At 67.9% G+C, this 12371-nt stretch carries 16 protein-coding genes; 4 read left to right on the top strand and 12 right to left on the bottom strand.

The features are described from left to right. Nucleotides 1-34 precede the first annotated feature (34 nt). Nucleotides 35-682: a pseudouridine synthase gene (locus tag AC1VNM_RS02605; protein WP_483105760.1), complete on the top strand. Its 648-nt coding sequence runs from the start codon at nucleotides 35-37 to the stop codon at nucleotides 680-682. Nucleotides 683-718: 36 nt separating this feature from the next. Then, nucleotides 719-1516: an SDR family NAD(P)-dependent oxidoreductase gene (locus AC1VNM_RS02600; RefSeq protein WP_483105759.1), complete on the top strand. Its 798-nt coding sequence runs from the start codon at nucleotides 719-721 to the stop codon at nucleotides 1514-1516. A 190-nt stretch (nucleotides 1517-1706) separates the two neighbouring features. Here the strand turns inward: AC1VNM_RS02600 and AC1VNM_RS02595 are convergent, their stop codons facing one another. From AC1VNM_RS02595 to rpsP, 6 genes are all read right to left on the bottom strand, one after another. Next, nucleotides 1707-2696 carry a CobD/CbiB family protein gene (locus AC1VNM_RS02595; RefSeq protein WP_377156050.1) on the bottom strand — a complete coding sequence of 330 codons (990 nt, stop codon included), beginning with the start codon at nucleotides 2694-2696 and terminating at the stop codon, nucleotides 1707-1709. Nucleotides 2697-2765: 69 nt separating this feature from the next. Continuing rightward, complete coding sequence (locus tag AC1VNM_RS02590) at nucleotides 2766-3569, bottom strand: NUDIX hydrolase (protein ID WP_377156052.1); 804 nt, start codon at nucleotides 3567-3569, stop codon at nucleotides 2766-2768. A 133-nt stretch (nucleotides 3570-3702) separates the two neighbouring features. Continuing rightward, nucleotides 3703-4068 (bottom strand): 50S ribosomal protein L19, encoded by a 366-nt coding sequence (gene rplS, locus AC1VNM_RS02585; protein WP_297523974.1) that lies wholly within the window; start codon nucleotides 4066-4068, stop codon nucleotides 3703-3705. Nucleotides 4069-4250: 182 nt separating this feature from the next. Further along, a complete protein-coding gene (trmD, locus tag AC1VNM_RS02580) occupies nucleotides 4251-5051 on the bottom strand; it encodes a tRNA (guanosine(37)-N1)-methyltransferase TrmD (protein WP_483105758.1) in 801 nt (266 codons plus the stop codon). 20 nt (nucleotides 5052-5071) lie between these two features. Continuing rightward, the gene (gene rimM / locus AC1VNM_RS02575) at nucleotides 5072-5668 is read right to left on the bottom strand and encodes a ribosome maturation factor RimM (RefSeq protein WP_483105757.1); all 597 of its coding nucleotides are present in this window, start codon (nucleotides 5666-5668) and stop codon (nucleotides 5072-5074) included. An 18-nt stretch (nucleotides 5669-5686) separates the two neighbouring features. Then, entirely contained in the window at nucleotides 5687-5962 is a 276-nt protein-coding gene (gene rpsP, locus AC1VNM_RS02570) for a 30S ribosomal protein S16 (RefSeq protein ID WP_377156057.1), read from the bottom strand. 266 nt (nucleotides 5963-6228) lie between these two features. On the opposite strand from rpsP, the gene AC1VNM_RS02565 reads away from it, so the two are divergent. Next, entirely contained in the window at nucleotides 6229-6846 is a 618-nt protein-coding gene (locus AC1VNM_RS02565) for a GNAT family N-acetyltransferase (RefSeq protein ID WP_483105756.1), read from the top strand. Next, on the top strand, nucleotides 6843-7316 hold the full coding sequence (locus tag AC1VNM_RS02560; RefSeq protein WP_377156060.1) for an NINE protein: 474 nt from the start codon (nucleotides 6843-6845) through the stop codon (nucleotides 7314-7316). The genes AC1VNM_RS02565 and AC1VNM_RS02560 overlap by 4 nt, the downstream gene beginning before the upstream one ends. Nucleotides 7317-7326: 10 nt before the next feature. Here AC1VNM_RS02560 and AC1VNM_RS02555 read toward each other — a convergent pair whose 3' ends face one another. From AC1VNM_RS02555 to AC1VNM_RS02530, 6 genes are all read right to left on the bottom strand, one after another. Further along, a complete protein-coding gene (locus AC1VNM_RS02555; protein ID WP_377156061.1) occupies nucleotides 7327-8337 on the bottom strand; it encodes an inorganic phosphate transporter in 1011 nt (336 codons plus the stop codon). Nucleotides 8338-8358: 21 nt separating this feature from the next. After that, complete coding sequence (locus tag AC1VNM_RS02550; protein WP_297523981.1) at nucleotides 8359-9006, bottom strand: DUF47 domain-containing protein; 648 nt, start codon at nucleotides 9004-9006, stop codon at nucleotides 8359-8361. 165 nt (nucleotides 9007-9171) lie between these two features. Then, nucleotides 9172-9525, bottom strand: a complete 354-nt coding sequence (locus tag AC1VNM_RS02545) for a DMT family protein (RefSeq protein WP_483105755.1) — start codon at nucleotides 9523-9525, stop codon at nucleotides 9172-9174. Between the two features lie 40 nt (nucleotides 9526-9565). Beyond that, on the bottom strand, nucleotides 9566-10066 hold the full coding sequence (folK, locus tag AC1VNM_RS02540) for a 2-amino-4-hydroxy-6-hydroxymethyldihydropteridine diphosphokinase (protein ID WP_483105754.1): 501 nt from the start codon (nucleotides 10064-10066) through the stop codon (nucleotides 9566-9568). Next, nucleotides 10063-11694: a polynucleotide adenylyltransferase PcnB gene (pcnB, locus tag AC1VNM_RS02535; RefSeq protein ID WP_377156067.1), complete on the bottom strand. Its 1632-nt coding sequence runs from the start codon at nucleotides 11692-11694 to the stop codon at nucleotides 10063-10065. The genes folK and pcnB overlap by 4 nt, the downstream gene beginning before the upstream one ends. Beyond that, the gene (locus AC1VNM_RS02530; RefSeq protein ID WP_483105753.1) at nucleotides 11691-12359 is read right to left on the bottom strand and encodes a histidinol-phosphatase; all 669 of its coding nucleotides are present in this window, start codon (nucleotides 12357-12359) and stop codon (nucleotides 11691-11693) included. Before AC1VNM_RS02530 ends, pcnB begins: the two co-directional genes overlap by 4 nt. Nucleotides 12360-12371: the final 12 nt, after the last annotated feature.

The raw sequence follows: 12371 nt of genomic DNA, 5'->3' as shown, positions 1-12371 counted from the left end.
GGGTGATTCCTGATGATGCTTCAACGATGCCTCGATGATTGATCCGACCCTGGCGGCACTAACCATCGTCCATGCGGACAGATGGCGCGTCGTCGTCGACAAGCCGTCGGGCCTGCTGTCCGTACCCGGCAGAGGCGAGCACAAGCAGGACTGCGCCTGGGCGCGCGTGGCCGCTGAATTTCCGGATGCGCTGATCGTGCATCGGCTGGACCAGTCGACCTCCGGCCTGATCGTCTTCGCGCGCGGCGAGGCGATTCAGCGCGCGCTCAGCGAGGCCTTCGCCGCGAGGCTCGTCGACAAGCGCTATGAGGCGGTGGTGGCGGGCCTCGTCGAACGCGACGCGTTCGAGATCGACCTGCCGTTGATCGTCGATTGGCCGAATCGCCCGCGGCAGATGGTCGACCACGAGCGCGGCAAACCCAGCCTGACCCGCGTGCGGGTGCTCGATCGCGATGTCGCGGCGCGCACCACGCGCGTCGAGCTTGAGCCGGTCACCGGGCGCTCGCACCAGCTGCGCGTGCATCTGTTGGCCGCCGGTCATCCCATCCTCGGCGACGCGCTGTACGCGCCGCCGGAGGTCCTCGCGCAGGCACCCCGCCTGCTGCTGCATGCACGGGACCTCAACCTGCCGGCGGTGCTCGATGCGCCGCCGCTTTCATTGCATTCGCCGCCCGATTTCTGAGCGTGCATCCCGCCATCCGCCCAAGGAGCATTCCCAATGTCCTCGACCGTGTCCACCGACTCTTCCCAAGCTCATTCCCTCACGATCATCACCGGCAGCTCGCGCGGCCTGGGCGAGGCGCTGGCGCGCCAGTCGCTCGAGGCCGGTCATCTGGTCATCGGCATCGCCCGGGGACGCAGCGAGGCGTTGGAGCGTTTCGCCCATGAGCGCGGTCTGCCGCTGCAGCAATGGCAGGCGGATCTGTCGAGCCCGCTGGCGATCGCGCAGCGCCTGGCCGACTGGCTGCGCACGCAGCCCCGCGAATGGACCACCGCGACGCTGATCAACAACGCCGGCGTCGTCACCACGCCCGGCCCCATCGACGGAGAGTCGCTGGAGACACTGTCCGCCGCGCTGCGCGTCGGCCTGGAGGCGACTGTGCTGATGAGCGCGGCCTTCCTCGATGCCACCCGCGACTGGCCCGCCGAGCGCAAGGTGCTGAACATCTCGTCCGGCCTGGGCCGCCGCGCGATGGCCGGCAGCGCGCTCTATTGCGCGGCCAAGGCCGGCATGGACAACCTCAGCCGCGCCATGGCGCTGGACGAGGAACACAAGGCAGCCAAGGGGGAACGCGCCGCGCGCGTCGTCTCGCTGGCGCCCGGCATCATCGACACCGACATGCAGGCCCAGTTGCGCGGGGGCGATTCGTCGAAGTTCCCGGACCGGGATCGCTTTGCCGCCTTCAAGGCCGAAGGCCAGTTGGCCAGCGCCGGGGACACCGCGGCTCAGGTGCTGAAGTTCCTCGCCAGAAAGGACTTCGGCCAGCAGGTGCTGGCCGATGTGCGGGACGCTTGAACTTCCGGTTGGGGCGTGCGCAGAGCTTGGCCGGGTCCGGCGGCTCGGGCCTCGCGGGCGCGCCAACTCGCTTTGCTCACCTGCGGTTCGCGCCGCTCGGACAGACGGCGCTCAAGTCAGTTTTGGAACGCTCGGCTTCGCCGCCGGACCCGGCCAAGCTCTGGAGATCGTCTGCGCGCGGAAGGCGCGCTCAGCCCACCAGGTTCGCCAGCGTCAGTAGGGCCAGCAGCATCATCCACAAGACAACCGAGCGCCAGACGAGGCCGACCACGCTCTGCAGGTGACCCAGTTGCGGTGGGACACCACCGGTGGAACCTTCCGCCCGCGTCGCATCCATGTCGCCGCCAGATTCGAAGGTCTTGCTGCGGTCGGGCGTGACGCCTGGAGCGGCGCTGCCGCCCAGTTGCACGCCGACGGCACCCGCGGCGGAAGCGAGGATGATCCCCTCGTTGTCGTGGGCCCACAGCGCCGAGTCGCGACGCCAGGAACTCACCGCCTCCTCGAAGTTGCCCACGATCGCGAAGCCCGTCGCCGTCAGGCGCGCAGGGATGTGGTCGATCATCCCGAACAGCTTGCGCGAGAGCTCCATCAGGCGCTCGTTGGTCGGCGCGTCCAGCGTGCGGCTCTTGAAGGCCCAGTAGCGGCCGGCGAATTCAGCCATCCGGTACAGCACCGCGCCCGCCGGGCCCAGGCCCAGCGTCGAGAACAGCACGAACCAGAAGAACACCCCGAAGACATGCCGGTGTGCGGCAAGCAGCGAGTGCTCCAGCACGTGCCTCAGCAGCTCGGTACGCGGCAGCTCGCTGGCGTCGAGGTGACGCCACTCGGCGAGCAGGCGGCGGGCTTCGAGCTCGTCGCCACGCTCCAGCGCGTCACGGATGTCGGTGAAGTAGTGGCTGAACTGGCGGAAACCCAGCGTCAGATAGAGCACCAGCACGTCCATCGCCAGCGAAAGCAGCAGGCTGTAGGGCCGCACGAGCGCGTAGATCGCCCCGACCAGCAGGGCCGGACCGACGACGGTGATCGTCCACACGACGGCCGCATGGTGCGACCGGCCCGCGTCGAAGTTGCGCCCGGTCCAGCGCACCCAGGCGATCATGCCTTGGTGGACCGGATTCCCGTGCGGCAGAGGCTTGAGCTGCTCGCACACCAGCGCCAGCAAGACCGCGAAGAAGTTCATGGCCCGGGATGATAGCGGCCCGCACACCCGCCGAAGAGGGATCGGTGTCCCCCTGCCCCCTGCCGTGGCTCAGACCTGCAGGAAGCGGTAGAGATTGCGCAACATCGCGGCGGTCGCCCCCCAGATGAAGAACTCCTTCGAAGCGCCCGCCGTCAGCGTCACGTCGGGGTCCACGTTCGACACCGCAAGACCTGGCCCCGTCCACGGCATCGACAGGAACTGCCGTCGGCCTTTCAGGGGACCGTTGTCGCTGGCGGCCTCCCCGGTCGCGTCGCCCGCGTCGTACTCGAAGGTGTGGCGCTGGTGGTGCGCGGGGTTCATCAGGAACTCCAGCGGGACCTCGAACGCCTCCGCCACCTCGAAGGCATCCAGCCGCAGCGAGAAGCCCGGACGGATCAGACCCACCACCGGCGTGACCTCGTAGGCTGTCACCGTGCGATAGACAGGCAGCTGGCCGATCAGGTCCACGTAGCGCTCGTCGAGGCCGATCTCCTCCTCCGCCTCGCGCAGCGCCGTGCGCTCGGGCGAGCCGTCCTCCGGCTCGGCGCGGCCGCCGGGGAAGCTGATCTGGCCGGCATGGTCCCGCAGATGCGCCGTGCGTTGCGTCAGCAGGACGTGCAGGCCTTCGGCGCGCTGCACCAGCGGGATGAGCACCGCGGCCTGCGTCGTCGTGCGGCCCGGGAAGAGGCCGCCGTCGCCGGGCAGCTCCGGGTCGATGCTCAGCGGGTGCAGGAAGCGCTCACGCAGCCAGCCCGGGGTCAGACGCTCACGGGGGACGGCGGGGAGATGCGCATCGGTGCCGGTGACGGGGATGGCGCGGGGATCCTGGATGGCTGGACGGCTGGCGGGACGGCTGGAAGGAGGCGTCGGCATGCGGCAGGGTCGTCCGGTGTGCCGGACTTGTTCGTGGGCGCTCGGGGCGCGAAGCCCCGATTGGACGCCAGAAACGACAAAGCCGCTCCGGGCAGGGCCTTGGAGCGGCTTTGGGGGTGGCTTGCGCCGAGGATCAGGCCGACTTGATGGCCAGCTTTTCCTTGATGCGCGCCGACTTGCCCGAACGCTGACGCAGGTAGTACAGCTTCGCGCGACGGACGTCGCCGCGGCGCTTGACTTCGATCGAAGCGATCAGCGGGCTGTACAGCTGGAACGTCCGCTCAACACCTTCGCCGCTCGAGATCTTGCGGACGATGAAGTTGGAGTTCAGACCGCGGTTGCGGCGGGCGATCACGACGCCTTCGTAGGCCTGCACGCGCTTGCGGGTGCCTTCGACGACGTTCACGTTGACGATCACCGTGTCGCCAGGAGCGAAAGCGGGGATGGTCTTGTTCAGGCGAGCAATTTCTTCTTGCTCGAGGGTTTGGATCAGATTCACGAGGATCTCCTGTGATCTTGCCGGCGCGAATCAGGATGATTCCAGGTCTGGCCGCCATCGAATGAATTCTTCGGCGCCGCCCGCGTGGGGATTCAACCAACGGTGTCAAAGCACCGCCCTTGCCCCATCAGCCCAGTAGAGGATCGGAAAAACCCGCGATTATAGACGTGGTCGGGCGATCGTCAAACTTCGCCCGTCTTGGCGATCGTCCCGCCCTGGGCAGTGCGCAGTGACGCGAGGAACTTCTCGTCCTTCTTGTCGAGCTTGCCGTCGCGGCGCGCGGCCTCGATCAACTCGGGTCGGCGGCGCAATGTCAGCGCCAGCGACTGCTCGCGACGCCAGCGGGCGATCTCGGCGTGATGGCCGGACAGCAGCACCGGCGGCACCGGCAACGGGCCGTCGGGCGTCTCCAGGACCTCCGGGCGGCTGAAGTGCGGGCAGTCCAGCAGCCCGTCCGAGAAGCTGTCCTGCTGGTGCGAGGCGGCGTCGTTCAGCACGCCGTCCTGCAGACGCGCGATCGCATCGAGCATCGCGATGGCCGGCAGCTCGCCGCCGGACAGCACGAAATCGCCGAGGCTGATCTCCATCGTCACGTGGCGGTCCAGCACGCGCTGGTCGATGCCTTCGTAGCGGCCGCAGAGCAGGATCGCGCCCTCGCCTTGCGCGAGCTCACGCGCCAGCGCCTGGTCGAGCTTGCGTCCGGTCGGGCTGAAATGGACGACGGCCGGCGCACCGGGATGCGTGGTCGCGCGATCGGCCTTCACCGCCGCCAGCGCGCGCTCCAGCGGCGCGGCCAGCATGACCATGCCGGGACCGCCGCCGAAAGGCCGGTCGTCGACGCGACGGTAGTTGTCCTCGGCGTGATCGCGCAGTTGCCACAGGCGCACATCGACCTGCTTGCTCTCGTAGGCGCGACGCGTCACGCCGACCCGCAGAAAGGGGTCGAAGAGTTCAGGAAAGAGGGTGAGAACGTCGAAGCGCATGGGCATCGGGCCCGACGGCTTCAATAGTCCAGATCCCAGTCCACGGGGATGACCCGCGCGGCCTTGTCGACATCGCCGACAAACGCGTTCACGAACGGGATGAGGATTTCCTCGTCCGGCTTGACCGGCGTGGTCTTGCCGGCGGGCAGGATGCGCAGCACGCAGTGCGGGCCGGTGTCGATCAGGTCGATCACCTCGCCCAGCGTCTGGCCGTCCTTGTTGACGACGCTCATGCCGATCAGGTCGACCCAGTAGAACTCGTCTTCGCCGGTGTCCGGGAACACGCTGCGCGAGACGAAGATGCGGGCACCCTTGAGCGCCTCGGCGCCGTTGCGGTCCGCCACACCTTCGACCTGGGCGACGATGCCGTCCGCATGGTCGCGGACGGAAAGAATCTTGAGCACGGGGGGCACGACATGCGGCTTGCCCGGCAGGGCCTTCTCGCTCGGCTTCATGAACCAGCGGCGAGAGGCGAAAAGCGCCTGGGCATCGGCGGAGTGGCTGAGGATCTTCAGCCAGCCCTTGATGCCCCAGGCGTCCAGCACGCGCCCGACCTCGATGGCGTCCTCCGGAAAGGCCGGAGAACTCTCGATGACGTCGTCGGGCGCTTGCTTCATCTGCTGCGATCCGAAGGATTAGGCAGCGACGGCGGCGGCCGGAGCGGCAGCCGACTTCTTGGACACGTCGACCAGGCGGGCGACGGCCGGCGACAGCTGGGCGCCGGTGCCGACCCAGTAGGACACGCGGTCCTGGGCGACGCGCAGGCCTTCGGCGTTGCCGGTGGCGACGGGGTTGTAGAAACCGACGCGCTCGATGAAGCGGCCATCGCGACGATTGCGGCTGTCGGTCACGACGATGTTGTAGAACGGACGCTTCTTGGAGCCACCGCGGGAGAGTCGAATAACGACCATGATCTATCCTTCAGGTTTTGAGCGTTCCACCGCACCAGGGAGACACACAGGGGCAAGCAGACAATTGAATCGACTTTTCAAAGGGCACGCGTGTGTCGCGAAAGATCCCCACGAAAGTTCGACAGCTGGCCCTGTAGATACGCCCCCGGACTGTCATCGCACAAGCTCCGGATCAGGAAGCTTCGAAGCGTGACAGCCACACCCGGGGGCCAGCGCCAAAACCCGGCATTATAAACTCGCGTTTGACGCTTTGTCCTCCTCCCCCAATGACGACAACCACCAGCAGTTCCTCCCCCCTCCTGATCCGCCCCAGCCTGGAGGGCGACATCGCCGCGATCCAGCAGATCTACGAGCACGCGGTGCTGCACGGCACCGGCACCTTCGAGACCGACGTGCCCGACCGCGCCGAGATGGGCCGCCGCCGCACCGAGGTCCTCAGCCGCAGCCTGCCGTACCTGATCGCGGAGCGTGACGGGCAGGTGCTCGGTTTCGCCTACGCCAACTACTTCCGCCCGCGCCTGGCCTACCGCTACTTCGTCGAGGACTCGATCTACCTGTCCCCCCAGGCCCAGGGCCAGGGCGTCGGCCGCTTGCTGCTGGCCGAACTGATCGCCCGCTGCGAGGCGGCAGGCGCCCGCCAGATGGTGGCCGTGATCGGCGATTCGCAGAACCTCGGCTCGATCGGCGTGCACCGCAGCCACGGTTTCGAGGACATCGGCGTCATGAAGGCCGCCGGCTGGAAGTTCGGCAAATGGCTCGATGTCGTGCTGATGCAACGCCAGCTGGGTCAGGGTGACACCAGTTCGCCCACCGGTGCGACGCCCGCGACCGCGGCGGCCTCGCCGGCGGCCCCGTCCGCGCCTGCCGAAACGCCCGCCGCATGAGCGCCGTCGCTCCCGACGCCGGCGGCGCGGCGGACCTCAAGTCCAAGACCGTCGCCACCTGGCTGAGCTTCGCGCTCGGCAGCCTCGGGGCGCATCGTTTCTACCTGCACGGATTCAGCGACAAGCTCGCCTGGCTGCATCCGCTGCCGACGCTGCTTGGCCTCTATGGTGTGCACCGCATGGACACGCTGGGCCAGGACGACGTCGCCGCCTGGTTCCTGATCCCGCTGCTCGGGCTGATGATCGCCCAGAGCATGCTGGCGGGCATCGTCTACGGCCTGATGCCCGACGAACGATGGGCCGACCGCTTCAACCCCGGACAACCGGTGCGCAAGACCGGCTGGCTGCCTATCCTGGGCGTGATCGCCTGCCTGATGGTGGGCGGCGCCTGTCTGATGGCGACGATCGCCTTCTCGGCGCAGCGCTACTTCGAATCGCAGGTCGAAGCCGCCCGCGAGATCAGCCAGTAGCGCGCCGCGCTCAGAACAGCGTGAAGCTGATCCAGTAGAACAGCCCGGCGATGAACGCCGACGCCGGGATCGTGAAGATCCAGGCCCAGACGATGTTCCCCGCCACCCCCCAGCGCACCGACGACGCGCGCTGCGTCGACCCCACGCCGACGATGGCGCCGGTGATGGTGTGCGTGGTGGACACCGGAATGCCCAGGGAAGTCGCCAGGAACAGCGTGATCGCGCCGCCGGTTTCCGCGCAGAAGCCGCCGACCGGTTTGAGCTTGGTGATTTTCTGCCCCATCGTGCGGACGATGCGCCAGCCGCCGAACATGGTGCCCAGGCCGATCGCCAGGTAGCAGACGACGATGACCCAGGTCGGCGGCGAATGTTCGCCGGCGCCCGCGTAGCCGGAGGCGATCAGCAGCATCCAGATCAGGCCGATCGTCTTCTGCGCGTCATTGCCGCCATGGCCCAGGCTGTACAGCCCGGCCGAGACCAGTTGCAGCCGCCGGAACCAGTTGTCCACCCGCAGCGGCGAACTGCGTCTGAACACCCAGGCCACGGCCACCATCAGCAGCGAGCCCAGCAGGAACCCCAGCAACGGCGAGACGAAGATGAACAGCACCGTCTTGCCGATGCCGCTCATGATCAGACCCTTGGTGCCTGCCTTGGCGATCGCCGCGCCGACGAGGCCGCCGATCAGCGCATGCGACGAGCTCGACGGGATGCCGTAGAACCAGGTGATCACGTTCCACGCGATCGCGCCGATCAGCGCGCCGAAGATCACATGGTGATCGACGATGGACGCGTCGATCGACCCCTTGCCGATCGTCGCCGCCACCTTCAGCTCGAAGAACAGCACCGCGATCACGTTGAAGAAGGCCGCGAAGAGCACGGCCTGCTGCGGCTTGAGGACGCCGGTCGACACGACCGTGGCGATCGAGTTCGCCGCGTCGTGGAAGCCGTTCATGAAGTCGAAGGCGACGGCCAGCACCACGAGCATGGCCACGACCCAGAAGGCCACGTGCATCGTTCCCATGGGAGACGCTCCGGGACCGGGTCAGGAATTCTCGAGGACGATGCCCTCGATCAGGTTGGCGACGTCCTCGCAGCGGTCGGAGATCGATTCCAGCTGCTCGTAGATCGCCTTGAGCTTGATCAGCTCGCGCACGTCCTCCTGCTCGCGGAACAGCTTGGACATCGCGGCGCGCATCACGCGGTCGGCGTCGGACTCGAGCTTGTCGATCTCCTCGCAGGCCTTGATGGCGGCTTCGGCGGTCTTGGGCTCGCTCAGCTTGGGCAGCAGCGTCACGGCGTGCTTGACGCGTTCGCAGCACTTGGCCGACAGCTCGCCCAGGCGCAGCACCTCCTCGGGGATGGAGCGCACGTCGTAGAGCTGCATCGTCTCGCTGGAGTCCTGCAGCAGGTCCAGGATGTCGTCCATCGCGTTGATCAGGCCGTGGATCTGCTCGCGGTCGATCGGCGTGATGAAGGTGCGATGCAGCAGCCGGTTCACCTCGGCGGTGACGCGGTCGGCGTGGTGCTCGGCCTTGTCCACCTCGGCGGCGTATTTCTCGCGCAGCGTCAGGTCGTTGTAGTTCTGGATCATGAGCATGAAGGCGCGCGCGCCTTCGACGATCTGCGTGCCGTGCTCATTGAACAGTTCGAAGAAATTGCCCTCTCGGGGCAGCAGCTTGCCGAAAAACATGGGGGAGGCTCCGCGCCGTGCGATCCGCGCCGGATCGTCACAATTGATTCATTTCCGTGTCACGGAAAACCCGCGAGTGTAGCCGCCCCATGGCCCGTTGGAGCCACGGCCTGCGCACACCCCGACGTCTGCGGGTCTGCCTCGCCCCGCCGGGGGACGGGAATTTCAGCTGCGGAAGATGAAGTAGACGGCCCCCATCAGGCACAGACCGGCCCAGAGGTAGTCCGTCTTGAACGGCTGGTTCATGAAGAACATCGAGAAGGGCACGAACACCGCCAGCGTGATCACTTCCTGCGTGATCTTGAGCTGCGCCAGCGTGAAGCCGCCCTGGTAGCCGATCCGGTTGGCCGGCACCTGCAGCAGGTACTCGAACAGCGCGATGCCCCAGCTGATCAGCGCCGCGACATACCAGGGGCGCGCCGCCAGGTCCTTCAGGTGGCCGTACCACGCGAAGGTCATGAACACGTTGGACAGCGTCAGCAGGACGATCGTCTGCCAGCCGGCGGCGCTTGCGAACATGGGGCGAGCTCCCGAAAGGCTTGGACGTTGATTCGACTCGTCAGGGACGGCGAAGGCGCAAGGGCGCGTCCTCGCGTTCGACCACCTGATCGGCGACCGACGGCAGGTAGCCTGCCAGTCTACCAAGGCCCGGCGCGTCCAGCGTCGGAGCCAGCTCCAGCAGCGGGCGCAGCACGAAGGCGCGCTGATGCAGCCGCGGATGCGGGACGATGAGCCGATCCAGGTCGACGGTCTGGTCACCGTAGAGCAGCAGGTCCAGGTCGAGTGTCCGCGGCGCGTTGACGAACGGCCGTTCGCGCCCATGGCGCAACTCGATGGCCTGCAGTGCCGCGAGCAGCGTCAGCGGCGGCAGTGTGGTCGTCACGCGGGCGACCGCGTTCAGGAAGTCGGGCCCTTCGCAGCCGACCGGCGCGCTGCGCCAGGCGGAGGAGACAGCCTCCAGGGTCAGATCCTTCACGTCGGCCAGGTCGGCGAGCGCCGCCTCGAGCGTGTGCCGCAACTCGCCGAGGTTGGCGCCCAGCCCGACGTAGGCCGTGGTCATTCGTCGTTGGACGGGGCGGTGTCCGCCGGACCCGCGCCGCCTGCCGCCTTCGGCTTGCGACGACGGCGGCGCTTCTTGGCGGGGTGGCCCACGCCGCCCTCGCCTTCCGCGGCGTCGACCGCTTCGGCATCGATCGGCAGCGCGGCCGCCGATTCACCGCTGACAGGCATCGTCGAGGGCGTGCTCACCGCACCGCGCGGCACCGAGTGGACACGGCCGCCACCCGCCTTGGGCTTGCTGCGCGGACCGCCCTGGCGCTGCGTCTCGCGCGCCAGCTCGAGGAGCGCACGACGCTCGTCCTCGGTGCCCAGCGCGAAGTCTTCCCACCAGTCGGCCAAGGCCGGATCGATCTCGCCCGCCTCGGCGCGCAGCGCCAGGAAATCGAAGCCGGCGCGGTAGCGCGGCTGCTCGATCAGCCGGTGCGGACCGCTGCCGGTGCGGCGCTCGAAGCGCGGCTGCATCATCCAGATTTCGCGCATGTCCGCCGCGAGCTTGCCGCGACCGGAGATGTCCCCGACGCGCGCGTCGAAGACCAGGTCGATCGCCTGCTGCAGCGCCGCCACCGCGCCTTCGCCGCCGTCGATCAGGCGCGTCCAGCGCTGCTGGACTTCGCCCCACAGCATGCAGGCGAGCATGAAGCTCGGCGCCACCGAGCGGCCTTCTTCGACCCGCTTGTCGGTGTCTTCCAGCGCCAGGCGGACGAACTTGCCGTGCACGTTGTCCGGCAGCGCGCCGTCCTTGTCGAGCACCGCGTCCAGGATCGGGAACACGCCGCGCGCCAGGCCCTGCTTGCGCAGCTCGTCGATGCTGGCCAGCGCGTGGCCGGTCTGCAGCAGCTTGATCATCTCGTCGAACATCCGCGACAGCGGCACGTTCGCGAGCAGCGGCGCCATGACGGCGATCGGCGCGCGGGTCTTGGGCTCGATCGTGAAGCCCAGCTTCGCGGCGAAGCGCACGGCGCGCAGGATGCGGACCGGGTCCTCTCGGTAGCGGGTCTCGGGGTCGCCGATCATCCGCAGCACCTTCTTGCGGGCGTCGGCCAGACCGCCGTGGTAGTCGACCACCAGCTCGCGCTCCGGGTTGTAGTACATCGCGTTGACGGTGAAGTCGCGTCGCGCGGCATCCTCGATCTGCGGGCCCCAGACGTTGTCGCGCAGCACGCGACCGGACGCGTCGACGACGTGCGACTTGCCCTCCAGCGCGCCCTTGGACGTCTTCTCGTTGCCCTGCACCTGTTCGGCGTCGTCTTCCTTGAGCAGCGCCCGGAAGGTCGAGACCTCGATCACCTCGTGCTCGCGGCCGCGGCCGTAGACCACGTGGACGATGCGGAAGCGCCGACCGATGATGAAGGCGCGTCGGAACTGGTTCTTCACCTGTTCCGGCGTGGCGTCGGTGGCGACGTCGAAGTCCTTGGGCCGGCGGCCCAGCAGCAGGTCGCGCACGGCGCCGCCGACGATGAAGGCCTCGTAGCCCGCGTCGGTCAGTCCCTTGACGACCTTGACGCCACGCTCGTCGAGCAGGGCCGGATCGATGCGGTGTTCCTCCGCGCCGATCTCCACGCGCTTGCCCAGGGGCGTGGCGGTACTTTCGGGCTTGCCCAACAACTTGTTGATGAATTTCTTGATCATTCGAACAGCTTCAGTATCGGCCAGCCGCGCTCGCGCGCCAGCGCCTCGAGGGCCGAGGTGGGGTTGGTCGCCACCGGATGGCTGACCCGATCCAGCAGCGGCAGGTCATTCATCGAGTCGCTGTAGAAATGCACGCGCTCGAAATCCTCCCAGCGGCGCCCCTGCGCCGCCAGCCATTCGTTCACGCGCACGATCTTGCCCGCCTGGAAGGACGGAGTTCCGTGCACGCGCCCGGTGAACGACCCGGTCGCGTCGCGCTCCAGCTGCACGGCGATCAGGTGGTCGATGCCGAAGGCCTTGGCGATCGGCGCGGTCACGAATTCGTTGGTCGCCGTCACCACGACCACCAGATCCCCGGCGTCCAGGTGGCGCTGCACGAGTGCGCGCGCATTGTCGCGCAACATCGGCGCGATGATCCGGGCCATGAAATCGGCGCGGGCCGCCTCGGCCTCGGCCAGCGGGCGGGCGCGCCAGACCGAGGTGGCGAACTCGACGTACTCGTCCAGGTCGAGGTTCCCGCGCTGGTAGTCGGCGTAGAACCCGTCGTTGCGGGCGGCCCAGGCGGCGCCGTCGGCCCAGCCGATCTCCACCATGTAGCTGCCGAAGGCGTGGTCCGAGTCCTGCGGGATCAGCGTGCCGTCGAGGTCGAACAGGGTCAGGTCCACGTCGAAATCCTT

The sequence above is a fragment of the Mitsuaria sp. MSU3D genome (assembly GCF_056867975.1).
The sequence above is the reverse complement of the archived record's forward strand: the minus strand, read 5'-3'. Positions and strand labels throughout refer to the sequence as shown.